The 24052-nt window shown below is 60.7% G+C and carries 21 protein-coding genes; 12 read left to right on the plus strand and 9 right to left on the minus strand.

Annotation, left to right across the window (positions count from 1 at the left end):
• The first annotated feature begins 91 nt into the window (after window positions 1-91).
• From ACFO3E_RS14620 to ACFO3E_RS14650, 7 genes are all read left to right on the plus strand, one after another.
• Window positions 92-1417, plus strand: a complete 1326-nt coding sequence (locus ACFO3E_RS14620) for an MFS transporter (RefSeq protein WP_380805582.1) — start codon at window positions 92-94, stop codon at window positions 1415-1417.
• Window positions 1418-1466: 49 nt separating this feature from the next.
• Entirely contained in the window at window positions 1467-2429 is a 963-nt protein-coding gene (locus tag ACFO3E_RS14625; RefSeq protein ID WP_380805584.1) for a sugar phosphate isomerase/epimerase family protein, read from the plus strand.
• Between the two features lie 8 nt (window positions 2430-2437).
• Window positions 2438-3745: an FG-GAP repeat domain-containing protein gene (locus ACFO3E_RS14630; RefSeq protein WP_380805587.1), complete on the plus strand. Its 1308-nt coding sequence runs from the start codon at window positions 2438-2440 to the stop codon at window positions 3743-3745.
• Window positions 3746-3824: 79 nt separating this feature from the next.
• Window positions 3825-4355, plus strand: coding sequence for an RpiB/LacA/LacB family sugar-phosphate isomerase (locus tag ACFO3E_RS14635; RefSeq protein ID WP_066531568.1), 531 nt, complete (start codon window positions 3825-3827; stop codon window positions 4353-4355).
• Window positions 4352-5299, plus strand: coding sequence for a ribokinase (locus tag ACFO3E_RS14640; RefSeq protein ID WP_380805588.1), 948 nt, complete (start codon window positions 4352-4354; stop codon window positions 5297-5299). The genes ACFO3E_RS14635 and ACFO3E_RS14640 overlap by 4 nt, the downstream gene beginning before the upstream one ends.
• 104 nt (window positions 5300-5403) lie before the next feature.
• On the plus strand, window positions 5404-6582 hold the full coding sequence (locus tag ACFO3E_RS14645) for a TolB-like translocation protein (RefSeq protein ID WP_380805591.1): 1179 nt from the start codon (window positions 5404-5406) through the stop codon (window positions 6580-6582).
• A 270-nt stretch (window positions 6583-6852) separates the two neighbouring features.
• On the plus strand, window positions 6853-9216 hold the full coding sequence (locus ACFO3E_RS14650) for a TonB-dependent receptor (RefSeq protein WP_380805593.1): 2364 nt from the start codon (window positions 6853-6855) through the stop codon (window positions 9214-9216).
• Between the two features lie 127 nt (window positions 9217-9343).
• Here the strand turns inward: ACFO3E_RS14650 and ACFO3E_RS14655 are convergent, their stop codons facing one another.
• From ACFO3E_RS14655 to ACFO3E_RS14670, 4 genes are all read right to left on the minus strand, one after another.
• On the minus strand, window positions 9344-10120 hold the full coding sequence (locus tag ACFO3E_RS14655) for an SDR family NAD(P)-dependent oxidoreductase (protein ID WP_066529675.1): 777 nt from the start codon (window positions 10118-10120) through the stop codon (window positions 9344-9346).
• 111 nt (window positions 10121-10231) lie between these two features.
• Window positions 10232-10765 (minus strand): cytochrome b/b6 domain-containing protein, encoded by a 534-nt coding sequence (locus ACFO3E_RS14660; RefSeq protein ID WP_380805596.1) that lies wholly within the window; start codon window positions 10763-10765, stop codon window positions 10232-10234.
• The gene (locus tag ACFO3E_RS14665) at window positions 10762-10908 is read right to left on the minus strand and encodes a hypothetical protein (RefSeq protein WP_225870646.1); all 147 of its coding nucleotides are present in this window, start codon (window positions 10906-10908) and stop codon (window positions 10762-10764) included. Before ACFO3E_RS14665 ends, ACFO3E_RS14660 begins: the two co-directional genes overlap by 4 nt.
• A 14-nt stretch (window positions 10909-10922) precedes the next feature.
• A complete protein-coding gene (locus ACFO3E_RS14670) occupies window positions 10923-11468 on the minus strand; it encodes a c-type cytochrome (protein WP_082919693.1) in 546 nt (181 codons plus the stop codon).
• A 251-nt stretch (window positions 11469-11719) separates the two neighbouring features.
• Between ACFO3E_RS14670 and ACFO3E_RS14675 the strand changes: the two genes are divergently transcribed.
• The 5 genes from ACFO3E_RS14675 (at window position 11720) to ACFO3E_RS14695 (ending at window position 18245) form a co-directional block, all read left to right on the plus strand.
• Window positions 11720-13012 carry a glycerate kinase type-2 family protein gene (locus ACFO3E_RS14675; protein ID WP_197486388.1) on the plus strand — a complete coding sequence of 431 codons (1293 nt, stop codon included), beginning with the start codon at window positions 11720-11722 and terminating at the stop codon, window positions 13010-13012.
• 260 nt (window positions 13013-13272) lie between these two features.
• A complete protein-coding gene (locus tag ACFO3E_RS14680) occupies window positions 13273-15300 on the plus strand; it encodes an alpha-amylase family protein (RefSeq protein WP_380805599.1) in 2028 nt (675 codons plus the stop codon).
• Between the two features lie 83 nt (window positions 15301-15383).
• Window positions 15384-16112, plus strand: coding sequence for a FadR/GntR family transcriptional regulator (locus ACFO3E_RS14685; protein ID WP_380805601.1), 729 nt, complete (start codon window positions 15384-15386; stop codon window positions 16110-16112).
• 189 nt (window positions 16113-16301) lie between these two features.
• Complete coding sequence (locus ACFO3E_RS14690) at window positions 16302-17102, plus strand: cyclase family protein (protein ID WP_380805604.1); 801 nt, start codon at window positions 16302-16304, stop codon at window positions 17100-17102.
• 21 nt (window positions 17103-17123) lie between these two features.
• Entirely contained in the window at window positions 17124-18245 is a 1122-nt protein-coding gene (locus ACFO3E_RS14695; protein WP_380805607.1) for a helix-turn-helix domain-containing protein, read from the plus strand.
• A gap of 12 nt (window positions 18246-18257) precedes the next feature.
• Here ACFO3E_RS14695 and ACFO3E_RS14700 read toward each other — a convergent pair whose 3' ends face one another.
• From ACFO3E_RS14700 to ACFO3E_RS14720, 5 genes are all read right to left on the minus strand, one after another.
• A complete protein-coding gene (locus tag ACFO3E_RS14700; RefSeq protein ID WP_380805610.1) occupies window positions 18258-18737 on the minus strand; it encodes a VOC family protein in 480 nt (159 codons plus the stop codon).
• Window positions 18734-20080, minus strand: a complete 1347-nt coding sequence (locus tag ACFO3E_RS14705; protein WP_066529665.1) for a DUF1552 domain-containing protein — start codon at window positions 20078-20080, stop codon at window positions 18734-18736. The genes ACFO3E_RS14700 and ACFO3E_RS14705 overlap by 4 nt, the downstream gene beginning before the upstream one ends.
• Window positions 20077-21753 carry a DUF1592 domain-containing protein gene (locus tag ACFO3E_RS14710; RefSeq protein ID WP_380805613.1) on the minus strand — a complete coding sequence of 559 codons (1677 nt, stop codon included), beginning with the start codon at window positions 21751-21753 and terminating at the stop codon, window positions 20077-20079. The genes ACFO3E_RS14705 and ACFO3E_RS14710 overlap by 4 nt, the downstream gene beginning before the upstream one ends.
• Window positions 21750-22868 (minus strand): hypothetical protein, encoded by a 1119-nt coding sequence (locus tag ACFO3E_RS14715; RefSeq protein ID WP_380805616.1) that lies wholly within the window; start codon window positions 22866-22868, stop codon window positions 21750-21752. The genes ACFO3E_RS14710 and ACFO3E_RS14715 overlap by 4 nt, the downstream gene beginning before the upstream one ends.
• Before the next feature lie 331 nt (window positions 22869-23199).
• Window positions 23200-24027, minus strand: a complete 828-nt coding sequence (locus ACFO3E_RS14720) for an IclR family transcriptional regulator (RefSeq protein ID WP_380805618.1) — start codon at window positions 24025-24027, stop codon at window positions 23200-23202.
• Between the last annotated feature and the right edge of the window lie 25 nt (window positions 24028-24052).

Consider the following 24052-nt stretch of genomic DNA (forward strand, 5'->3'; position numbering starts at 1 on the left):
TGTGCTCCGTCCCGCCACAGGCCGGCATTTCAAAATCCGCTGGCTAAGCATTTTTGATCTGGTATTACCAGCTGCGATCGGATGGGATGACATGATGCACGAGAAAATTGAGACTGTGGCTGCGTCACGGCTTGCCGGCTTTTGCGCCACGGCTCTCGCGATCCAGGCGTTCGCGACACTCATTACAGTGTTCCTGCCCGAATTTTACGCCAACGCCATGGCCCTGCCGGTCGCCGCCGTCGGCACTGCGTTCATGACGGTGCGTGTGCTTGACCTGCTGATCGATCCAGTGCTGGGCGGCATGATGGACGCGACGCGCAGCCGTTTGGGACGGTATCGGCCATGGCTGGTGGCGAGCGCTCCCATTCTCATGCTGTCAACCTACGCGCTGTTCCAAGCAGAGCGCGGCGTTGGCATGACCTATTTATGGTCATGGCTGTTCGTCGCCTTTTTGGGCTTTTCCATGATCGTATTGTCGCATCTGGCGTGGACGGCAACGCTATCGTCCGATTCCAAGGGCCGCACCCGCATCTTCGCCTGGTGGCAGATATTCGCGACGGCAGGCCAGTTTTCGATCCTTGCCATCCTGCCATTGGTCGCACGCGCCTACCCCGATGATCCGGCGGCAGGGATGCGCGCTGCCGGTTGGGTCATGATGCTGCTTGTTCCCGGTGCGATTTTCATGGCGTTATGGGCGGTGCCTGAAAAGCGCGTTTCCGTGGAGCAGGGTCGCATGTCGATCGGGGATTATGTCGCGTTGTTCCGGCAGGGTCCGGTGGTGCGCCTCGTTCTGGCGGACCTGCTGATCGCACTCTCAACTGGTGTCGCCAACGCCGTGGCTCTGTTCTTCTACATGGGCCAGTTGGGGTTCGACCGGGCGACCGCGAGTACGTTGATTCTCATCGCCTATGCCGCAGCCTTTGCCGGAACGCCGCTGTTCGCAAAACTTGCGGGGCGGATCGGCAAGGCGCGAGCGCTCCAGGCGGGCGCTTTCCTGCAGGCGGTGCTGCAATTGGGCATGGCCATCCAGCCGCCGCAGGTCTTCTGGTTGACGGCGGCCAATGTCGGGGCGCTGGGGCTTTGCATTCCGATCGCCTGGTTCCTTCCCCGGGCGCTGATGGCTGACGTCGCGGACGCTAGTCGGGCGCGCTTCGGCGTCGATCGTACCGGTCTCCTCTATGCGACGTTGAATGGCTCTATGAAGCTGGCGCTCGGGCTTGCGGTCGGCTTGGCCTTCCTACTGCTCGGCTGGTACGAATTCGACCCCGCGCATGCAGGCGACCCCCGCAATGCCGGGTTGCTGCGCGCCTTGATCGGTGTGGTGCCGGCGCTGTTTTCATTGTGCGTCGTGCTGTGCATGCTCCGCTATCCCGAAGAAAGGTTACGGGAGGTGTCCAGAATGACCGCCCTGGCCTGAACGCCGCCTCGCCACCAACGAGAGCTTCATTCTCCTTCAGGAAAGTAAAATGCCAATGAACCGCCGTGAGATGCTGAAAAGCTCCGCAATCATGATGTTGGGGGCGAGCATGCCTGCGATCGCGAAGTCGGGCGGCATCTGGGGTACGGATGGTATCGGCGTTCAGCTCTATGCGCTGGACCCGGATTTGCGGCGAGACCTGCACGGAACTTTGGATAAGGTCGCGAAGCTCGGCTTCCGCAGCGTGGAAATCGCTTCGATGCATGGTCGTACGGCCGCCCAGATGCGCGCTGCGCTGGACCAGGCGGGGTTATACTGCCGCAGCGTCCATGTCGCCGCGTCGTCATCCGTTCCCGGCGCCAGCGGGCTGACCTTTGACGATATGGATAAGCTGGGCGAAGATCTGACGACGCTGGGCGCACGCGAAGCCGTCCTGCCTTTGTTTCAGTTCCCCAAAGACCCGAAATGGGGCGAGCCGGTGCCCTTCTCATCCTTGATGCGTGCCGATGGATCGCCCCTGTCGGCGGCACGCTATGAACAGATGGCCAATTTTCTGAACCAGGCGGGCTCAGCCCTCAAAAAGCATGGCCTTCGCGTTGGTTATCACAACCATAATGTCGAATTCGCGCCCATCGGCGAGAAGACGGGACTGCAGATCCTGCTGGAGCGCACCAATCCCCGGCTGGTCGACTTCGAGATGGATGTGGGCTGGCTTGTCACGGCGGGTCACGACCCTGTGGCATGGTTACGCAAATATCCTGGCCGGTTCAATCAGATGCACGTCAAGGATATCAAGGCGAGCACACCCGTAAACTTTCACTTGCGGCAAGACCCCGTCGAAGTCGGCGGAGGCAAGATCGACTGGAACAGCATCCTGCCGGTCGCAAGGACCTCGGGGGTCCACCGCTATTTTGTGGAGCAGGACCCGCCTTTCACCGGACCGCGCATCGATGCGATGGCGCGGAGCCTCGCCTATCTTCGTTCGCTTCCAATCGCGCGCGGCGGCCATTGAGCCAAGTCATGATCAAAAGGAGCAAAGTGGCGGTGACACTATCTTCGACCAACCGGAGCGCTGTATGGGCTGTCCGTGCCCTGTACAAGCCGTTGATGATGGCGTCGCTCGCGGCTGTCAGCTTGGTCCCCGCTCATGCGCAGGACAGCGCGGCTGCGCCGACCCTGTTCGAGGATGTGACGGATACGCACGTTCCGGCGGCAAAATATATTCATGCACTGGATGTGGCTCTGGTGGACGTGGACGGGGATGGCGATCTCGATGCGGCGCTGGCTGTCGAAATGGGGCCGAACCGTCTGTACATCAATGAAGGCAAGGGCCAGTTGAGCTGGCGGCAAGGCGCGTTTGGAACCAAGGCGCATGACAGCGAACATGTGCTCTCCGCCGACTTCGACCGCGACGGCTTTCCCGACCTGATCTTCGTTGCGGAGGAGGACCATGCGCATCAGTTGTTCCTGGGTGGAGTGGGCGGTGTCTTCACTGACGCGTCGGATCGGTTGCCCAGCATGAGCGAAGGCAATGGATTGGCGGTCCACGACGTGAACGGTGATGGCCTTCCCGATATCGTTATCGGCAATTCGGCGGAGGAGCGACCGGGCAAGCCCCGCGCGTCAGCCCAGGATTTCCTGTGGCTGAACAATCCGGAGAAGCCCGGCACGTTCATCGACGTCACCACCACGCATCTGCCCCGCGATGCGGACGACGCGCAGGACATTGCACTTGCCGATATCGACGGAGACGGCGATCTCGACATGGTCGTCGCCAACGAAAGCCCGCCGAACCGATTGCTTCTGAATGATGGAAAGGGGCATTTTCGTGAAGCGCCCAAGGCTCTGCAACTGTTGATGCCAATCGAAACCCGCGAAGTCCATGTATTCGATGTCGATGGGGACGGAAGGAAGGACATCTTATTCCTAAACCTCACCAGCAATAACAAGGCGTGGGACAAGGATCCGCAAGCCCGTCTGCTGATCAACAAGGGCGGAGCGAAATTCCGCGACGAAACGGCCAAGCGCCTGCCCGCGAACCGCTTTTCCAGCTGGGGGGGCATGCCGATCGACTTCAACCATGACGGCGCGATGGACCTGATTGTCGGCGCGATCGATGTGCCTGGTTTCAAGCCGCTGCAACTGCGGGCTTATGCAAATAACGGGAAGGGCTATTTTTCTGACGTCACCGCCTTGGTAATTCCTGCTGCAAGCGTCGGGCGTAGCTGGAGCATGGCCCAGGGCGATGTGAACGGCGACGGAAAGGAAGATCTGTTCGTTGGGACCTGGGGTACGCAGGCGAGGCTGCTGCTTTCAAAGGCGCCTTGAGGATCGCCCAGCTCGAATGAGCTTCGTGATGATTGGAACTGGAAATTCCGCGTCGGCGGGGACAGTGGGGATTATTGAGATGGCAGTTGCGGAAACTTTGGCAGCCGACGAACAGGCTATTCCCTTCCGTGAAAGGATCGGCTTCGCGAACGATCATGCGGGATTTAACCTGCGCGTTCCCGTGCTCGAACTGCTGAGCCGTCATTGCGGCCGGATCATCGATGTGGGCACCCGGTCAGAAGAGCCGGTGGATTTTCCCGACATCACGCAGCGCGCCGTGCGGGCGATATTGGAAGGCGAGGCGGATCGCGTCATCTTGTTGTGCGGGACCGGCGCGGGGGCGTGCATCGCGGCGAACAAGATCAGGGGCATTCGCGCGGCGGTGGCTCACGACACATATGTTGCGCGGCAGGCCGTGGTGCATGACGATGTCAACGTGCTTTGCATCGGTGCATGGATAACCGGGCCCCAGATCGCACTCGACATCGTGCGGCAATTTTTGGCCGCGCGGTTTAGCGAAGAAGAACATTTTCGCCGTCGTGTCGCCAAACTCGCGCTGTTGGAGGAAGCTCTGGCGACGTCCGGCTCTTCGGACCTGTCTGCCGGATGACGCCGCGGCCTTTCACTGGCTTGAAGGATGGCGGCAAGGTTGTCGTGCTGGGAAGCGTCAATGTCGATCTGATCGTCAGCGCATTCCGCCTGCCCAACGCGGGTGAAACGGTGGAAGGCCGCGGCCTTGTGCGCCAACTGGGGGGGAAAGGCGCCAATCAGGCGGTCGGAGCGGTGAGGGCCGGCGCGGCCTGCACCCTGCTGGCCGCGGTCGGATCGGATGTTGAAGGTGCGACGATGACCGCCACGTTGCAAGACTATGGCGTGGACGTAAGTAAAATGATCCCGGTCGGTTTGCCGACCGGGGCGGCACTGGTCGCGACATCTCCACACGACAATCAAATCATCGTAGTGGCGGGCGCAAACAGCAAGGTGGACGCGGGTCTGGTAAAAAGCGTGGAAGTCATGCCGGGCGACATTTGCCTTACTCAGATGGAGACGCCCGTTTCGGCAGCGACGGCATTTTTCAACATGGGGCAATCCGCTGGAGCGACCACCGTCCTCAACGCCGCACCTGCCAGCATGGCGGCCAGGGAGCTACTGCCTCTATGCGATATATTGGTGGTCAATGAAGCAGAACTGTTTCTCCTGGCGGGCGCCGATGAAGGACTGAACGATGCGGCGCTTCTTTCCTACAGGGATCGTATGGGAATGAGCGGCCGCCAGGCGCTGGTCGCGACGATAGGCGCTGACGGATTGGCCATCGTCCGCAGCGGATCGGTGTTGCGCATCCCAGGGCATAAAGTTGATGTGATCGATACCACAGGTGCGGGGGACTGCTTTTGCGGCTATTTGGCTGCTGGGCTGGCGCGAGGCGATGATCTTGCAACCGCAGCGATCGAGGCGAACGCGGCAGGCTCCATTGCCGTCCAGACAGTGGGCGCCGCTGCTTCCATCCCGGACCGTTCAGCCGTTCTTGAAAGGTTGAGGCAGTGTTCCGCGTAATGCTGTTCCGCCATTTGGAAGCGATGATCGCTTAAGTTGAAAGATCGCGAAGACCTGCGACGACGCTGCATATTTGCGCGAGGCAAATTGAGGAGTTTGATTCCATGAAGAAGACCGACGGAAAATCCCGGATGCACATGTGGCGGCTTGTGCTCGCCGCCGGTGCGGCCGGCGCGATTTTGCCGCCCTTGGCGTCCATGCCGGCGCGCGCGGCGGAGCAGGAAGCGGTTGTTGGCAAGATTGATTATCTGACAGCGCCGTTCCGGCAGGAGCGAATATTGGATTGGGGCAACCGGCCCAACTGGTCGCCCGACGGGCGCAGGATCGTCTTTACCAAGGACGATTTGGTCGACGGCCCTGCCTATGAAGTCGACGTGAAGACGAAGAAGGTGCGCTGCCTTACCTGCAAATTCGGCAAGACGCAGTTTGTGACGCGCATATTCTATCTGCCGGACAATAGCTTCCTGATCGAAGCGGCCCCGGGAATGGCTGGTGGCAGCGGCGGTAGCGGCGATGCAGGGCGCACCGAATTGTTCTGGATGCCGAAATCTCTCGGCAAACCGGTGTCGCTGGGTACGGGAGCCATGGGCGACATTGCCATCGCACGCACGCCCAATGCAGACAAGTCGGTCAATGTTGCCTGGTCACGGCCGAGGGACAAGGGCCTGCAACTCGTCAAGGCGAAGTTGAAGAATGATGGCCGCACTGCGCAATTTTCCGACATTGAGCTGCTATATGATTATAAGATCGGTCAGCCGGGCGAGACGAGTTTTCCCGAAGCCTATGAGTTCATCGACGGCGGTCGCGCCGTAATGTTCTGGACGATCGAGCCCAGGACCGTGGACAGCGAAATGTACAAGGTCGATGTCGCGAGCAAGGCGGTCAGCAAAGTCTACGCAACGTCAGCGCATAATGAGACGCACCTCTTCCCCGATGAGCGTTACGGCCTGGAGGAGTCCAATTATGCATCCGATCCCGATGGGCAGTATCGCGGCGTCAGCGGGCTTGGCAAAAGCGGCGTCGAAATGGTTCTGGAGATGAACGGCGTAGCCAATGCGAAGGAAGTGGCCGCCGCCAATTCGGATAAGGGCTTCGACATCTTCGTCGTCACCATGGATGGCAAGTCGCGGCGACCGCTGACGAACATCAGCCCGTCGGGTGCGCAGGCGCATCAGTCGACCGTCTCGCCCGACGGTAGGCAGATCGCCTTTGCCATCAAGGGGTCGAAGGATGGCGTTTCGCCCTACCCCGTCGGCCTGTATGTGGGTACGTTCGGCAAATGAAGAGAGGGTGGGGCAGTCGAACTGTTCCCACCATAGGATCCATACCGGCATCCAACGGCGAAACACATCTGTTCCACTATGCGGAATAGAGGCGCGACATCGTTGTCGATTGCCGATCAAGCCCTCAAATATTTAATGGGCCGAAAGGTAGAAAGGGGAGCTGCGAAGGCTGAGGCCCCTCACTGACACGGCCCGACGACAAAATCCTTTGGTCAGAAATGGGGGTAGGGGATGCCTGGGCACAGTTCCAAAAGGCTTGCGCTTTTATTGATGGCAAGCGCCGCTGCGTGCGTCAGCACTGCGGGTTGGGCGCAAACGGATATACCGTCCGAGAATGAAAAGGCTCTTCCGGCGGACATCATCGTTACGGCGGGCAAGCGGGAAGAAAAGCTAAAGGATGTTCCCATGGCGGTCGATGTCGCCACCGGGGAGCAGATCGAGAAATTCAACCTGTTCGATTTCAAGGATGTGCCCGCCCTGGCGCCGGGCCTCCAGATCGCGAACACATCGGGTCGCGTCAGCATTGCGACATTGCGCGGCATTTCATTCAACCCCGACATCGGCGGTCCGGCGGCGGTAGCCGTCTATTATAATGAAGTGCCTGTCGATATCCAGACTGTGACGACGGCGATTTACGACATCGGCCAGGTAGAAGTATTGCGCGGACCACAGGGAACCTTGCGAGGCCGCACCGCTCCTGCTGGCGCGATCACACTCACGACGAGGCGGGCCGATCTCGACGCTGCCGACGGCTATCTGCAGGCCACGGTCAGTAACAAACATGCGCGCAATTTCCAAATTGCGGCCTCGACGCCGCTCATCGAAAACAAATTGGCCCTTCGCATCGCCGCCCTGGTCGATCGCAATCGCGTCAACCATGTCTATAATATCAACCGCGATGAATGGTCGAACCAGGAAACCGAGAGCGTCCGCGCCACTCTTTCTTTCGCGCCGACTGAGCGGCTGCGCGGCAACATCATGTATCAATATCTGGAAAGCGATCTGGTGCAGAACCGCGCGGTTATGGGCACGGGTAATCGCCCCAGCCTGTTCTCGCCATTTGTGACTGGCCCGGCGATCAGCGCATCGGATCGCCTAGCCGTTCATGAAGGGCAGTCCTTTTACACAAATCGCACTCACCTGGTCACTGCCGACGCGTCCTTCGACCTGGGTAGTCATTTGATTTCGGTGCTAGGCGGTTATCAATATAGCAACCTCAATTCCCGTACAGATCAAGATGTTGGCAATGCAGTGCAGGGATATGACCAAGTCTTGACCGTTCCTAATCCCACTCATGTCTATACAGCGGAAGCGCGCGTCGCATCCGCATTTGAAGGGATGTTCAACTATACGCTTGGCGTCTTCTACAACAAGACTACCTCGCATAGCCTTTCATCGATCCGTGTAGACAGCTTCTTCGCCAATCGTGTTCCGAACACGCCGTTCCCGGCCAGCATGTTCTCGCTGCCTTTGCTGGCTGTCGTGGATATCGACAATAACACGACCGACCTCGCCTTCTTCGGTCAGACGCGGTTGCAATTGACCGACAAGCTGAGGGTCGAACTGGGCGCGCGCTACACCCGGGTGTCCGCAACGGCGCAAAGCTTTCTGGAGGTGACGACGACAGGTGGCGTGGGAATACCCGTACCGGCGGGGGTGATTGTGCCTCGCGCGGCGACCGTCGATCCCGATTTCGTAACGCAAATCAATCATCCGCTGACCGGGACAGCCAGCATCAGCTATGACTGGACGCCAGATGTAACGACCTACGTCACTTATGGCCGTTCCTATCGGCGTGGATCGGCCCAACTTGGTGTGAACTCGCCATTGTCGTCCGATCTTCTGGTGCTGAACCCGGAGCGTTCCGATGCGGTCGAGGCCGGTTTGAAGGCGCAACTGTTTAATCGGCGCGTGTCGCTCAACCTGGCCGCCTTCTATCAGAAGTTCGACGGCTTCGTCGGCCTTGTGACCGCTCCGACATCTTCGGCGAGAAACGGTGTCATCGACGGGTCGGCCAATTCGATCAGCTTCAACGGCGATGCCATATCCAAGGGGGTCGAGATGCAATTCGACGCACGCCCCGTCGACGATTGGGACATTTCCATAAACGCGTCCTATGCCAATTCCCATTATGATAACGCGCTCGTTCCGTGCCGTGACTCCAATGGCGACGGCATCCCGGATACAGCAGGGCAGCCCGCAGTGCCGATCGGACAACAAGTGGCGTTCTGCCAGACGAGCGATCGCTTGGCGAATATTCCGCGTTTTGCACTAAGCGCGAACAGCGAACTCCGCTTCTCGGTCGGCAGTTTGCAGCCATTTTTCCGCGGATTGGTGAATTACCGGCCCGGTTTCTATTCGGAGACGGCTGACTATCGGTACAAGGCGTTCACGAATGTTAATCTGTTCGCTGGTATTCGCTCGCATGACGCTGGGTGGGAACTTACGGCTTTTGTGAAGAACCTGTTCAACACGACGCAGATAACCAGTGCGTCCCGCGCTGAACTGCAAGTCGCAACGCGGTTCCTGGTCCCCGGTCCGGCAGGCAATCCTGCGCCTTTCCGTTCGGGATATACCGCCGTGTCGGTCAATGCGCCGCGCGAGTTCGGCCTGACCGCAAACTACCGTTTCTAAGGGGGAGTGGCGTCTGGAGTAATCCGGGCGCCACTGAACTGAAATCGGCCACATCAGAATTTGAGCCAAGGAAAGGCCTCCTTCCCTCATCGAGGGAAGGAGGCCTTTCCTTGGCTGTAGCGGGTGATCAAGCGCGCATCAGCGATCCGCCGTTCACGTCGACGATTGAGCCATTGATCCAGCGGCCATCAGCGGAGAGCAGCAGCGCGACGACGGCGGCATGATCTTCGGATTCGCCCAGCCGGGTGTGGGGCGTGCGCGACATGAAATATTGCGCCCATTTTTCGGCTTCGGGGCCATTAGCTTCCATCTGCGCCTTCATCTCGCCAGTCACGGTGAAGCCGGGGGCGAGGACGTTGGCGGTCAGCCCTTCCTTGCCCCAGCGCGATGAGACGTGACGCATCAGGGCGTTCACGCCCGCCTTCGACATTGCGTAGGAGGGACGGGTGGGTTCCGCGCCATGGGCGGAGCCGGAGCTGGTATAGACGATCGCCGACTCCTTGTTCTTCAGCAGATGCGGCACCACGGCGCGCGTGCACAGCAGGTGGCCGCGCAGGTTAACGGCGATGGTGCGGTCGAACACGGCAAGGTCGAGCGCCAGGGCGTCAGAGTCCTCCATGATCACGCGCAGGTCCGCTGCGTTGATATGCGCGCCATCAAGGCCGCCCAAGCGCTCCACCGCAGTCTTGACCGCTTCGTTCACCGACTGTTCGTCAGAAATATCGACATGGACGGCAAAGGCGCCATTGCCTGCCGCCTGCGCCGCTGCCTCCGCTCCGGCTAGGTTGATGTCGGCCGCACAGACTCGCGCGCCTTCTGCGGTCAGCCGCTTGACGGTTGCGGCGCCGATGCCTGTTGCGCTACCGAATATGATGATGCGGCGATCCTTGAGTCTGCTGTTCATCTGATTTCTCCCAAAATAGGTTGCTGCACTATTTCTATCCCTCGCGATGAGGACTGTTTTTCCAATCTGCCGTTCCGTTTTCGCTACGCGCCGTGGCGAGTTGCCCGTAAATCAGGCCCTGCCGAACTGCGCGATCAGCAGACATGACCCGCCCGCGATCAGCAGGAAGATCGCCAGCGCGACCCGGTTCGACGCGAAACGCAAAACCGGCTGTTCGCCAGTCCATCGCCGCGATCCGCTGATCATCGGGCCGATAAGGTTATCGCGGCGATGGATCAGGTAAAAGAGGATCGCCACGACATGCAGCGCCGTCAGCGTCAGGATGATGTTGAAGACGAACGCGTGCCATTCCGCCGCGACCCGTCCGGTGTCAAAATCCACCAGATAGGCGAAGGGGCCGGATTCCATGCCGTCGATATCGACCGAGAAGAAGCCGAGGCCGACTTGCGTCGCCAGCAGCGCAATCATCGCCAAAACGCTCCAGCCGCCAACCGGATTATGGCCGGGCGCCGGAGCAGCCCCCCGCTTGAACATATGACCGCGCACGTAGCGGAACAGCTTTCCGGGCCCACCCACGAAATGGGAAAAGAGAGCGGTGCTGCTGCCCGCAACGCCCCAGATGAGGCGGAAGAGCAGCAGCGTCAAGATGCTGTATCCTGCGAGCCGATGCAATCGAGCATCCGTTCTTCCGCCGTCCACCAGGCGAGCCCCAGCAGGGGCACCAATGTCCAGTGGAACAGACGGGTTGGCAGGTCCCAGATGCGCAGGCGCGCAGGCGCGCTGCTCATGTCCGCCTCCGCCATCAAAGCTCCGCGCGGAAACGGTCGTGGCAACTCTTGCAGGTGCCGCCCAGCGTGTTTCGTGCTGCGCTGAGGCCGGCAACGTTGCCGCTCGCGGCGGCAGCGTCCAGCGCGCGCGCGGCGGTGATCATGTCGCCCTGAAGCTTCACGAAGGCGGCGTTATCCTTCCAGATTTCGGGCTTGGCGCGGGTCTTGAGACCGGCCTCCGGGCCGCTGCCCTTCGGGAAATATTTGGGCAGCAGTGCGGCGCGTGCGGCGATGTCACGCGCCAGCGGCTTGACGCTGTTCATGTCGGGCGCGCCCGACTTCAGCTCGTCATTGATGCTTTTGAACGCTCCGCCGATCTCCTTGTAGCTCGCCTGGCGGGCCTTGATCGCGTTGGTGACTGCAGGCGCCGCAGCATAGGCCGCATAGCTGGCCAACATGCCCAGCACCACGAATGCTGTCGAATAGGGGAGCTTCATCTTCACTTCGTCCTCTCTGAAAACATCCTGTCGGTCAGCCAGCGCTTCGTCCGGTCGGTAGGCATCGGAGGGCTTGGGCACCATCCGTGACTTTTCATGGTCAAATGACGCCTGTCGAGATCATGGACCACCCGGTTTGGGATCAGTGAACACGGGTTTTTGGAGCAATCCGTCGATTTTGGACGAACAGTATGATCTTCCGCGTCGATCGGAAGCCTGTTTCAGGGAGCAAGCGTTCTGGACCGTTCCAGTGGACGGAATAGAATGGCGGGCATTTGCAGCCGCACACGAGACCGATTAGAACAGGCAGATGTAACTGGGGAGAATGTGTGGGCGTGGATATCAGGACCGGAAGTCGCGGCGTCCACGCGGAATTGCTGAGCGAAATGTTGGAGGTCGCGTTATCCGCGGTGTCGGCGGACCGTTGCCTGCCCGCCTATCTCCCCCCTTATCCCAAAGGCCGCAGGCTTGTCGTTGCCGTGGGCAAGGCTGGGGCAGCCATGGCCAGAGTCGCGCTGAGGGACGCCCCGCCGCAGACGCGTGCGATCATACTGGTTCCCTATGGGCACGGCTGCGCGCTGGCCGATCTACCCTCGAGCGCTATGCTGCTGGAAGGGGGCCACCCACTGCCGGATCAGCATGGGCTGGAAGCTGCCAAGATGATCCGCGAGGCGGTGTCCGAACTGACGGAGGAAGACCAACTGCTCGCGCTGGTATCGGGGGGGGGCTCAGCGCTCCTCGCTCTGCCAGCGGAAGGTCTCTCCCTTGAAGACAAACGCCAACTGACGGAGGAGCTACTGCTGTGCGGCGCGACGATTTCCCAGATCAATTGTGTCCGCACGCATCTGTCGCAGGTCAAGGGGGGGCGCCTCGCGGTGCTGGCGCATCCTGCCGAAGTGGTGACGCTCGCCTTTTCCGATGTGTCAGGTGATGACCCGGCGCTGATCGCTTCCGGACCGACCGTCGCGGACCGAACGACGTTACAGGACGCACGGCGGGTGCTTGAACGTTTCGCAATTCCGGTGCCCGATCATGTGCGGCGCATTCTTGAGGATGAGCGGCACGCAACGCCGCGGCCAGATGCCGCAGCGATGACGCGGGCTGAGGCGCATATCGTCGCGCGCAACCACATGGCCTTGCAGGCCGCGGGCGAGATCGCGGCATCGCAAGGATTTATGCCGGTTTATCTTGGGGACGATCTGGAAGGGGATTCGACAGAACTGGGCATCGTGCACGCCGCCCTCGCGCTGCATCATCGGCGCAAAGGTGGCAAATGGGCGTTGCTGTCCGGTGGAGAAACGACGGTGCTGGTGCGCAACAAGGTGGGGAAGGGCGGGCGCAATAGCGAATATGCGCTCAGCCTCGGCCTTTCACTAGACGGTGCCGCGGGGATTTCGGCGATTGCCTGCGATACAGACGGTATTGACGGCGTAGGAGGGCATGCCGGGGCGATCATCGATGGATCGACGCTGCGGCGGGCGAAGGCAGAGGGGATTTCCCCCGCTGGGATGCTGCGGCGGAACGACAGCTACGGCTTTTTCGAAGCGCTGGGCGATCTTGTCTTTACGGGGCCGACGCGGACGACCGTGAATGACTTCCGGGTGATCCTGATCGACGACGCAGCCTGAGCGTGGGTCGCTCTCGCCGAAAGATGTGACAGCCACTTGAAATGCTCGCGCAAGGAAAATGTCCACATCGTGAGACAGGATAGTGCGCCGCTTGCGACGGGAGTCGGCCGCCATCATAGACCGACCACTTTTGGGAGAGTTGCATGGATCGCCGGGATTTCAATCTTTCGCGCCGTGACATGATGGCTGCCTTAGGCCACAGTGCGATAATTTCCGCGACATCGGCTGTCCTGGGTTCCGCAAACGCCGCGACATCAGCCATGACGAAGGACTGGTGGAAAAGCGAATATCGCATCCTGCAGACAAACCTGCGCGAGATAGATGCACAGCAGGATCCGGCCGTGATCGCCCGCGCAGCCCGCGATTTCGGCGCCACTGCAATCGTTTCGAATATTGGCGGGATCGTCGCCTTCTATCCCTCCGCCCTGCCGCTTCAATATGCGAACCCCTATCTGAAGGGCGATTTCGTGGGGCGGATGGTCGATGCGGCACACGCCAACGGCCTCGCCTATATCGGCCGGTTCGATCTGTCCAAGACAACCAAGTCCGTCTTCGATGCTCATCCCGACTGGTTCATGCGCAACCGGGACGGGTCCGTGCGCGAATATGAAGGTACCTATCAGGTCTGCCCAAATGGCGGATGGGCGCAGGATTATGCCCTGCGCATCCTGGAGGAAGGCATAGGGCGGTATGACATAGACGGCCTGTTCTTCAACATGGTGGGATATACGCGGACCGACTATGCGAATGTCGATCATGGCATTTGCGTCTGTGACAATTGCAGGAAGAAGTTCCGCGCCATGTATGGGCTGGACCTGCCGAAAACCGACGGCGCGGATGATCCCAACTGGCTGCCCTATATCGCTTTTCAAGGCCGGACGCTGGCGGAACTGGCCCAACGGACGACTATGCTGGTGCGCTCGGTCAGGCCCGATGTGCCGCTCATGGATTTCTTCGTAGGCCAGGTGGCGCGCGGAGAGGTACAGCGGCGGGTGGATCGTCCAGCGCCCGAATGGCCCTATGCGATGGGGGAACAGGTACGCTGGGCCACAGGCGTCAATCCCAAGCGCCCCTTTTCGGCTGCTTCGGCCGCCCATATCGACTATCCGTGGCGACAAGCGACCGAGAGTGCGGACAATCAACTGCTCCGTTTTGCGCAGGCGCTGGGAGCGGGCGGCAAGCTCGACCTGTATCTGATGGGCACCCTGGCGGATCAAGACGATCAAAGCTGGCTGCAGCCTGTGTCCCAACTCTTCAAATGGCATGCAGCCAACGAACGTCATTATGCGGGCCTGACACCCGTCGGACGCGTCGGGCTCTTCTCCCCCGCCTCGGGCTTCACCGGCGGCGAGCGTGGATTTTCACCCGGCCTGCGGGGTGCCTATCAAGCGTTGATCGATCTTCGTCAGCCCTTTCTCAGCCTCAATGCAGGACGTCTGGTGAAGGAGGGGAGGGCGCTGACCGACAATTTCGACGTCGTTCTGGTGTCCGACGGCCAACGGCTTTCGGACGAGGAAGCGGCGGCGCTCGACAATTTTGTCGCGGCGGGCGGCTTGTTGATTACGACAGGCAAGACGGGTGCGCTCGATGCGAAAGGTCAGCCGCGCGCGCGGCAGATATTGGCGAGCAGCCCGGTGGAGATGTTCACCGGGGAGTCCGACGCCCATGGCTGGTCGTTGAAGGATGATGGCTCTCAACTGGATTTCGGCGGCGCGCGCATTCCCGTTGACGGCCGCTACTTCCATAGTCGTCAGCGCCAGGGAGCGACGACGCTGGTCCCCTTCGCGCCCGATCAGCGCTTCGGTCCGCCGGAATTCAGTTATGCAAAACCGGACGCCATGGCGCGTCCTGACCCCGGCGTTGTCGCCATCCAGTTTGGCAAGGGTACGGCGGTCCACATCCCCTGGATGCCCGAAACGCTCTACTATCGGGACGGTCTGCAGGCGCACCGAGGCTTGTTCGGCGCGATCATCGACCGCTTCGCGCCGCCACCGTCAATCCGCCTGGAAGGCGAAGGCCCTGTCGAACTGACCGTTCAGCGGCAGGATGGCACGGGTGCCCTGATGGTCCACCTTATCAACTATGCGGGGCAACGGAACACCGCTTACACCACGCCGCCGGCTCTTCACGGACTGCGGCTGGGGGTGCGCGGTTCGTTCAGCTCTGCGGGATCAGCGCTACGCACGGACCGCACGATCCGAGGCGCGAGAAAATCGGGCGATGATTATCAGTGGTTCGACCTACCACCCGTCGCAGCTTTCGAAGTGCTGCGGCTGCTGCCGCGTTAGCTTTGGCGGGTCGCGCTCACGCCGGAGGGCGCCAAATAGTAATCACTGGTGAAATGATGAAACTGGTTGTACGCGAAGGGGTCATGACAATCGAATGCACCGCAGCAGAAATACAGGAATTTTCCGGTTACCGCAGGGTGCTCGCGCACCTGCGCGATCTGCTGATCAATGGTAGGGTTCAGACCGGTGACCGCTTGCCGGGTGAACGCGAACTCGCCTTGCAATTGGGGGTCAGCCGACCCGCTGTGCGTGAAGCGGTGCGGGCGATGGAAATGATCGGCGTCATTGAAACGCGCCACGGTCGTGCAAGCACGGTTCGCATTCCCGACGCCACAGTTCTGGGAGAATTTTTCTCGCTGGCCCTCGCCCAGCAACCGGCGATCATCGAAGACATCGTCGAAGTTCGGATCGCCTTGGAACGGCAAGCTGCGCGGCTGGCTTGCGAGCGTGCGGCCGAGGAGGATCTTCAGCGTCTGGCCTTGGCCCTTGAGGATATTTTGGCCACCATCGACGACGCGCAGTCAGGGGGCGATGCGGACTTCCGTTTCCACGCGGAACTCGTCGCAGCAGCGCACTCGCCCGCCCTTTCCACCGTTTATGGGACGATTACCCATTTGCTGGAACGATCGCATTTCGAACGGAGGCAGCGGATCGTGGAGACCTCAAAGGCTCGCGATTTCCTGATCGACCACCATCGGAAAATATTCGACGCGGTAGTGTCCGGCGACGCCCGCCTGGTTGATGACCTGATGCTCAGCCATTTTGCAATCGGCGCAGCCTTGCACAAGCAGGGGGCGACCAGCTTGTCCTAAGGCTGTTTCGCAAAGCGAGGCAAAAAACAGCAAACACACGCCATCACGCCGTGGTAAGACCAGATGAATAATGGGGCTGCATGCTCTGCTGCTTACAGGTGAGAGGAGGGGGATGGTGCATGAACCTACGCCAAAGGGCTATCGAGGGATGAGGTTCTACGGCTCATCTACTAGCGCGGAGCAGCTAGCATGATCGACCGCCGCGCTGTTTTGGCTGCAAGCCTGGTCACCGCCTTTGCTAGCCGGTCCCCCGAAGCCTTTGCATCTGCGGTTTCGCCCGATGATGCGACGATCAAACTGCATGGGCGTAGGCTTGAAATCGTCGATCTGACACATCGGCTGACCCGCGCTTTCGCCTTCACACCTGGACGCCTGTCGATGGAAGCGGTGGAAGGGTCCGGCACCGGGGCTGGCATGCGGCTTAACCGACTTTCGATCGTTGAGCACACCGGAACCCATCTCGATGCGCCCCGCCATTTCTCTCCCGAGGGCCGCAGCGTTGGCGACTTGTCAATCGCCGATCTGGTCGTGCCTCTTGTCGTGATCGACATCAGGGCAAAGCGCCAGTTGGACCGCGATGCGCAAGTGGGACCAGAAGACCTGGCCGCTTGGGAAAAGAAGCATGGCAGCTTGCCGGCCGGTTGCTGTGTCGCGATGCTCTCAGCTTGGGATCCACTGGCGGAAGTGGCCCGCTATGGCAGCTTATCACCGGAGGAGCGGCGCAAGAGCCCCGGTTTCAGCCGGGCCGCAGCCGATCTTCTGCTAAAGCGGGATGTACGGGGCATCGCGGTCGATACGCTCTCCCTGGATGCCGGGCGCGATATGCCTGATTATCCGGTTCATCGAAGCTGGCTGCGGAGCGGCCGCTGGGGCTTAGAAGCCGTCGCCAATCTCGATCGGGCGCCAGCCTCCGGCGCCATAATGTTCGTGGGCGCACCTCCCATTGCAGAGGCCACCGGTATTCCCATTCGGGCCATGGCGCTCTTCTGACATTTGACGCGGAAGCAGGAAATGACGGAACCATCCTCTTCATCGGATCGCGGAAAAGGGCTGGCGGCGAAGCAGCCCCCGGGAGTGCGCCGTCCGAATGAAAATCTGCTCGCCACCGGCCACCGCTTTGTCGCGCGGTTGCTCCGCCTGATTGAGAGCAGGGGCGGCGATGCGCAGTCTGTATTGGCTACTCGGAACATCGACCAGCCCCTGGCCGAATTTCTGGGTCCTGGATTGCTCGCCGTCGAGAAACAGAAGTTGCGGGCGATCGCCTCCCACGCGAGCGTCGTCGCTGCCGACATGCAATCGCGCAAGGCGGGCCGCGCGCTTTTTCGCGCGGGCGACTGGCGGCTGCTCTTCTATTGCCTCACCGGTAGCAAATCCCTGCGCGAAGCGATCCAGCGGATGGAGGAGCTGCTGGTGGCGATCGACGGTCGCATGGGGTTCGCTTCGCTCAACTGCTCCGGTTCCTGGGCACGGCTGACGCTCCGCGGCGCTCGCAGCGGAGACGAGGAACTGGACTTCATCGTCTCGCTTCATGGCGAGCTCATGTTCCACTCAATCTTCAGCTGGCTTATCGGCGTCCCGCTGGGTGGCATCGCAGCGCTGGATTACCCAGAATCCGCAGCATGTTATCTGGACGATGACAGCTGGCCCTTCGAACTCCGTCTTGGGACGCCGCGATCCGAATTGATCTTTGCCGAACGCATGCTCGACCTTCCTGTCCTAAGGACGATGGATGATTGCGAGGCGGCGCCGACGCTCAATTTTCTGTTCGGCCTGCGTGACGGAAATGATCCAGAGGAAATCGCACGGCGATCACGGCAGCTCATGGCGCTGGTCCTGCGGGAAGAGGCGCGCATGCTGTCGCTCGATGAATTGGCGAATGAGCTGGTGCTGGGTCGCATGACATTGCGCAGGCGGCTGAGCGCGGCAGGCACGACCTTTCACAAGTTGCGCGATGAAGTCCGGCGCGGCATCGCCATCGATCTTGTCGTCAACTCCGATCTGCCGATCGAGGAAATCGCCGAACGCCTGGATTTTTGCGATTCCGATTCCCTGCGATCGGCATTTCACGCCTGGACTGGCATGGCTCCGACCCATTATCGGCGGAGCATGAAACCGGCGGCCCACCCCAGTTGAAGGCGATGGCGGTCAGGGCATGCGAAGCTCGACAAGTTCCACGATCACCCCGTCCGGATCGCGCACGACGCTGTTCAGGACCGGTCCCTTGGCGTCCGCAGCCGGCTGGCTGACCAGCGGATATCCGGCGGACTTGACCTTCGCCGCGATGGCCCGGGTGTCGGCGACCCGCAGCCCGATCTTCGCGCCGGATGATTTATTCTGATCCGCCTTGGGACGATCATAGTGGATGAGGATCAACAACGTTTCGTTCGATTGCGGATTGCCCGAGAAGTTGTAAGCGATCTTTTGGAACGGGTCAGTCGGCTTGCTGATCGTCAGGATCGGCTTCATACCCAGCGTATCGGCATAGAAGCTTTTGGCCCGGGCCATGTCCGCCACCTCAAGCGAAACAAACCCCATTGCTGGGGTAGATTGCGGATCGGCCTGTGCCGGTGCGGCGGCCATGGCCAGCGGCAGCATCAGCAACGGTGCGATGAAAAGTTTCTTCATACCATGATCTCCGAAATGGACCGATTTGTGCGCATCGACCCCGTGCCCCATCCGTCGAGCGGGACGCCCATCAGTTGCTGCATTGTCAGCCCCACGCGGGAGATCGCGTCGCCCTGACTGGCGACATGGATTCCGCTCTTGACCTTGCCGCCTGCCCGTCCGGCCAGCATCACCGGTATGCCGTTGACGTCATGGTTCTTGGCATAGCTGACTTCGGAATGGGCCATGACCAGCATGTTGTCGAGCAGGGTGCCATCGCCTTCCTTCACCGCCGCCATCGACGCCACGAAGTCCGCCCAACCCTGCATGCTCTGTGTAGAAAAGGCATCCACCGTCGGCTGATAGCCTTTGGTCTTGTCCACAAGTTCTTCATGCGTGGCTTGATGATAGGCCGTGGTCGAACCCGCTTTGCGCAAGTCCGCTGTCGCGGTGGAAAAGACCATGTTGAAAACCTTGGTCTGATTGCAGGCGAGGGCCATTGCGAGCAGATCCGCCATCAGCTTATGCGACTTCTGACGCTCGATCACGTCAGTGCTGGGGGCCATTTCAGCGGGCCTTTGCGGAACGACGCATGCTTCGGCCTTTGGCGGCTTTTCCAATTGCAGGGCGAGCTTAGTCTCGACCTCGCGGATGGCAGTGAAATAGCTGTCCACCCTCGCTTTATCTTCCGCGCCGAGTTTGCCCATCATCCGGCGGCGCTCGTCAGTCACAGCGGACAGCACGCTCCGCCGCGCCATGATGCGCGGATCGGGCTTGAACTCGGCTGCGTTGGGATCGTGGAAGTCCGCCCCGAATACGCGCTGATACAGTTCCATCGGCGACGCGACGCTGGCGTTCATCTCCGTGCCGCTGCGGTAGGAGAAGCTCGTCCGTGCATTTCCATCGGCGCTCAGGTCCAGGCTGCGGAAAAAGGAACCCGATCCGATAGTATCCGCGATCGTGGTATCCAGCGTGGGCGCGACGATCTGCTGCCAGGAATCCACCGGCGTTCCGGTGCGCAGGCCGATATTGCCGGAAATATGCGGCTGGTTGCTCTTCCCATCCAGCGAGACGCTGAAGCCCGACAGGATCGTCACCTTGTCCTGCACAGGCGCGACCGGCGCCAGTTCGGGCGGCAGGTCATAGCCCGCCCCCTGCTTTTTCGGGTTCCAGCGGTCGGGGATCATGCCACAACCCCAGAACCAAGTACCGAAACGCACCGGCAATCGACCCCCGCCATATTCAGCGGCGAAGGCGGTGCCGTTATCATCGAGGAAATAGTCCAGGAACGGTAGGCCCACGCCCACCGCGGCCCCGGCAAAGGCCCCGCGCAGCAAGAATCCGCGCCTGTTCATGTTGGTCATGATGACTTCCTAGCTGAATGCCGCGCCGCCGTGGTGCGAGTTGGCACGCGCGATGTGGCCGCGAAGAAATGGGGATCCGTGGCAATTTGCCGGAACAGCGCCCGGATGCGAAAACCGCTCTGCGCGAAACCATTGTGAAGCGCGGCGGTCACCGGTTCCTCGCTCGCCAGCGCCTCTCGACCCACGGCATAGCGCCACGCCGACTGAGCGAGACACTGCGTCACTTGCGGGCTGTCATGCAGCGCTTTGCCGAGGCCCGCAGCATCTGGGAAACTCACATTGCCGAGCGATCCCGATGTATCGATCGCCATGCCATTTTCGCTCGCCCGGAACTGGCCCGCGCCATCGAAACTATCGAGGGTAAGACCCATTGGGTCGGTCAGTTTGTGGCAGCTGGCACATTCTTCATCGTCGAGATGCGCTTTTAGCCGCTCCCGCGTGGTGCGCAGGCTCGGATTGGACGTATCCTGCACGATGGTGAAGTTGACGTTCGCGGGGGGCGTTGGAATATGCTCGCACATCAGCACTTCCCGCAACGCCTTCCCGCGCAGCGTCGGCGACGATCGTCCTTCGTGCGAATGAAGGGCCAGGAAACTTATCTGCGTCAGCAAGCCCACGCGCGGATCACTGTCCGGCAGGGTGATCACCGACCAGTCGCGCGGTGCGTAGGGCATGCGGTAAAGCGGACTGAGTTGGCGATTCATCGCCACCCGCCTGGTCGTGAACAGGTCACGATAATCTCCGTTTTCCCGCGCCAGCAGCGTGACGATCGTGCGCAATGTCTGCTCTCGCGCCGCAGGACCGGCGGAAGACCGGAAAGCGGGATAGATGAGCGAGTCCTTCGACAAGGACATCATGCCTTCCAGCTGCAGAAAGTCGTCGAAGAAGGCCGTGACGCCGGTCTCGAACCGGGGTGAGGCCATCAGGCGGCCGACCTGCTGGGCAAGCCCCGCCTGCGTCATCAGCGAACCATCCCTGGCGGTGTTGAGCAATTCCTCGTCAGGGGTGCTGTTCCAGAGGAAATAGCTGAGCTTGCTCGCCCGCGACCAGGCATCGAGGGTCTGGGCCGAACGGTGCGCCGGGTCAGCCACCACCCTGTCCATCTGGAACAGGAATGGCAGATCCGACAACATGGTCGTCAGCATGACGGCCACGCCTGCATGGAAGTCATTGAGCGTGCGCGCCGAGGCTAATGTCTGCGAAACGGCCAGTCGGCTTTCGGTAGGGCTCAAAGGCCGCCGGTAAAGCCGCAAACCCACCCTGTCGAAGAAGCTCTCCGCGCAGGCAGCTCCGTTGGGATCGGTAGGACCAGGCTGACATGTGATCAGCCGGTCCCGATGCGATTTGTCCACCACCTGCTCGGCGATGCCGCGCGCAATCTGTTCATATTGTTCGGCACCGGACGGCGTCAGCGAAACCGCGCTTGTTCCGGCGGCCAGCAGGCCGCCCACCCGCAAATCAGGCTCGAACCGGCCGCTGATCTTGATGTCCGGTCCGAAAATGTCGGCGATGGTCGCGCGATACTGGGCTTCGGTCAGGCGGCGCAGCTTCGGTACGCCCGCCTCCGGCTGATCCGCACGCCCCGCGGTGCCGGCAAGCAGGATAGCGCCTACCGCGCACAATGCCGTCACCGCCGAACCGATGCGAATGGCCTTGGAAGTCTTATCGTTCATTGCTGCGACCCTTGGGCCACCTTTTGAGCCGGTTTGATGAGAAAGGCGGGAATGCCACGGAACCGCAGAGCGGAAGAAATCGCCGTGTTGCGCCCGCTCTTGGGATCGGGGAAGGCGTCAGCGTGACTGCGGACGGATTTGATGAGGGCGGGACAGGACATGCGGGTCAGATTGGCGCCGACCTGCGTCGATTGATGATATCCTTCCTCGATACTGGCGAGCGTGTGGTAACCGTAGATCCCGCCTTCGATGCTTTCCCCCGCCTTGATCGTCGCGCGGATCTGTGCCTTCCGCACCTCGCGATAACTGTCGACGATCTGTTCACGCAGGCGCACCCGCAGGTCGAACGGTTCGGTGCTCAGCTCGCCGTTGCGGATGCGCCCCTTCACCTGGGTCTGAAAGCGCGGGTCGGGATCGACATCCAGGCTTGCCCAGCCCAGTCCCTTGCCCGAACCCGAGACTTCCAGAGGACTGGCGCTCGCATAGACATGGACGGTCACGTCGTCGTCGTTCAACGGATCGTCAACGTCGGTGATCTCTACAAGCGTGGGCGAGCCGATCGACGTGATCACTTCATCCGCGACCTTGGGCGTACCATAGTCCCGCGTGGCGAAGTTGCATCCGGTCGCGCGGATCAGTTCGTTGTCGACGCCCTGTTCCCCATTGGGGCCCCGAAAGTCATTCTTACCGTTACGACCGTCCAGGTCGATCCCATAGGCGACCTTTCCCAGATAAGGTTCATTGCCTTTGGCCAGGAACGGAAAATCCTCGGGATTGGTGCAACTGTCATAGGCTAGCCGCGTACCGAGGAAGGACAATACGCCCTTGCCCTTGGGGATATGATATTTCTGCCGGAGCGCCTCTTTTTCCGTCTCCGGAACCGCCGCCATGCTCCCATTTGCTCCCGACGCGTGACCGGTGGGCACCATCTTGAAACCGAGTTTGTCGCTCATCAGCCTGTGAAGGGCCTGAACCTTTTCGGGAGCTTCATATTTCGTCCGCTCGGCAGGCGGCAGGCTTTGCAGGAATATGTCGCTTGAACTGAGCGATAAGGCACGACATGCCTTGTCGTCCTCATAAGACGGCACGTAGATGTTGGTCAGTGCGAAGGACAAAGGCGCCGGCGCTGCGGGCAGTGGATTTGCCGTCAGGCAGCCACCTATCGCAAGCACTGAAATAAACGCGATCCGCCTGATTGTATAAGGGCGTCTTCCGCCTTGGCGCCATGTGGCGTTCATCACCCTCTCCTGCCGCAGTGCTTATCGCCCGCGTGCTCCCAAATTACCGTCTTCTTTATCGCTTGATTTTTGACCAGGTCGCCACCCGAAAGCTGTTCATCGACCCGGCAAATCTGTTCGCTTTTTCGGTGGTGGATGGCTGTCCCCAAAGACCCGAACGGCTCACGCGACGTGCAACCGACGTCCGGACAGCCGGTCTGAACAAATCTCAGAAATATTGGGCGGCGATCTCGCTGCTCATCTGCTGGGCGGCCATTACCAACGTCGGTCCCAACTCATACAGCCTTGTCCGCGCCAACTGCGATGACCGATCGGACACAGACAACGCGCCCTTGGGCAAGCCATCACGATCATGCACCATCGCCGCGACACAGCGCAGCCCGGCGTCATATTCCTCATCATCCATGGCATAGCCACGGTCGCGGATAGTCGCCAGTTCCTTGCGGAGACGGTCGGCATCTACAATGCTGCGGGATGTGCGTCCCTTGAGGGGGGCCTGAGCGACATAGTCGTCGAACTCCTGGCGCGTCCAATGCGCCATCAGCACCTTCCCCGATGCGGTCGTGTGCAGAGGCAGCACTGCACCAGGGCGCGCAGCGGTCGGACGGAAGCCATTTTGCGCGACCTGCCCGACATAGCATATGCCCCGCCCTTCCGGCACGGCGATATTCACGCAATGGTTTACTTCGGCCATAAGCGAACGCATGATTGACCGGCCGAGTTTTCCAAGATCCCGCGTCTGCGCGAAAACGGCTCCGACGGTAAACGCCTGTACCCCGATCGACCAACGATTGGTCGCTCTATCGAACGCGACGTAACGCAGCGCTTCCATCGTTGTCAGCAGGCGATGTGCTGTTGATCGCGGGAGACTGACCGTACGCGCCAAGTCGCTCAGGGTCATGCTGTCACTTTTGGCCAGTTCATCCATCAAGCCGAATGCGCGAACCAGGGACTGCACCCGACCTAAGGCACCCTCATCCAACTCTTCGCGGATATTGCTCACATTTGCATCCTCGCCTGCATGGGCCATCAGCATGACAAATGCTCCAGCCCTGAAACTG

Origin of the sequence: Sphingobium tyrosinilyticum, from assembly GCF_042654265.1 — a bacterium.
GTDB classification, from domain to species: domain Bacteria; phylum Pseudomonadota; class Alphaproteobacteria; order Sphingomonadales; family Sphingomonadaceae; genus Sphingobium; species Sphingobium tyrosinilyticum.

Excerpts from the sequence above, each read along its gene's own strand:
- ACFO3E_RS14690 (WP_380805604.1), top strand. The coding sequence starts at position 16,302 with ATGATCGACCGCCGCGCTGTTTTGGCTGCAAGCCTGGTCACCGCCTTT.
- ACFO3E_RS14620 (WP_380805582.1), top strand. The coding sequence starts at position 92 with ATGATGCACGAGAAAATTGAGACTGTGGCTGCGTCACGGCTTGCCGGC.
- ACFO3E_RS14640 (WP_380805588.1), top strand. The coding sequence starts at position 4,352 with ATGACGCCGCGGCCTTTCACTGGCTTGAAGGATGGCGGCAAGGTTGTC.
- ACFO3E_RS14645 (WP_380805591.1), top strand. The coding sequence starts at position 5,404 with ATGAAGAAGACCGACGGAAAATCCCGGATGCACATGTGGCGGCTTGTG.
- ACFO3E_RS14650 (WP_380805593.1), top strand. The coding sequence starts at position 6,853 with ATGGCAAGCGCCGCTGCGTGCGTCAGCACTGCGGGTTGGGCGCAAACG.
- ACFO3E_RS14655 (WP_066529675.1), bottom strand. The coding sequence starts at position 10,120 with ATGAACAGCAGACTCAAGGATCGCCGCATCATCATATTCGGTAGCGCA.
- ACFO3E_RS14710 (WP_380805613.1), bottom strand. The coding sequence starts at position 21,753 with ATGAACGATAAGACTTCCAAGGCCATTCGCATCGGTTCGGCGGTGACG.
- ACFO3E_RS14720 (WP_380805618.1), bottom strand. The coding sequence starts at position 24,027 with ATGCTGATGGCCCATGCAGGCGAGGATGCAAATGTGAGCAATATCCGC.
- ACFO3E_RS14635 (WP_066531568.1), top strand. The coding sequence starts at position 3,825 with ATGGCAGTTGCGGAAACTTTGGCAGCCGACGAACAGGCTATTCCCTTC.
- ACFO3E_RS14630 (WP_380805587.1), top strand. The coding sequence starts at position 2,438 with ATGATCAAAAGGAGCAAAGTGGCGGTGACACTATCTTCGACCAACCGG.
- ACFO3E_RS14625 (WP_380805584.1), top strand. The coding sequence starts at position 1,467 with ATGCCAATGAACCGCCGTGAGATGCTGAAAAGCTCCGCAATCATGATG.
- ACFO3E_RS14695 (WP_380805607.1), top strand. The coding sequence starts at position 17,124 with ATGACGGAACCATCCTCTTCATCGGATCGCGGAAAAGGGCTGGCGGCG.
- ACFO3E_RS14685 (WP_380805601.1), top strand. The coding sequence starts at position 15,384 with ATGACAATCGAATGCACCGCAGCAGAAATACAGGAATTTTCCGGTTAC.
- ACFO3E_RS14700 (WP_380805610.1), bottom strand. The coding sequence starts at position 18,737 with ATGAAGAAACTTTTCATCGCACCGTTGCTGATGCTGCCGCTGGCCATG.
- ACFO3E_RS14670 (WP_082919693.1), bottom strand. The coding sequence starts at position 11,468 with ATGGTGCCCAAGCCCTCCGATGCCTACCGACCGGACGAAGCGCTGGCT.
- ACFO3E_RS14705 (WP_066529665.1), bottom strand. The coding sequence starts at position 20,080 with ATGACCAACATGAACAGGCGCGGATTCTTGCTGCGCGGGGCCTTTGCC.
- ACFO3E_RS14680 (WP_380805599.1), top strand. The coding sequence starts at position 13,273 with ATGACGAAGGACTGGTGGAAAAGCGAATATCGCATCCTGCAGACAAAC.
- ACFO3E_RS14665 (WP_225870646.1), bottom strand. The coding sequence starts at position 10,908 with ATGAGCAGCGCGCCTGCGCGCCTGCGCATCTGGGACCTGCCAACCCGT.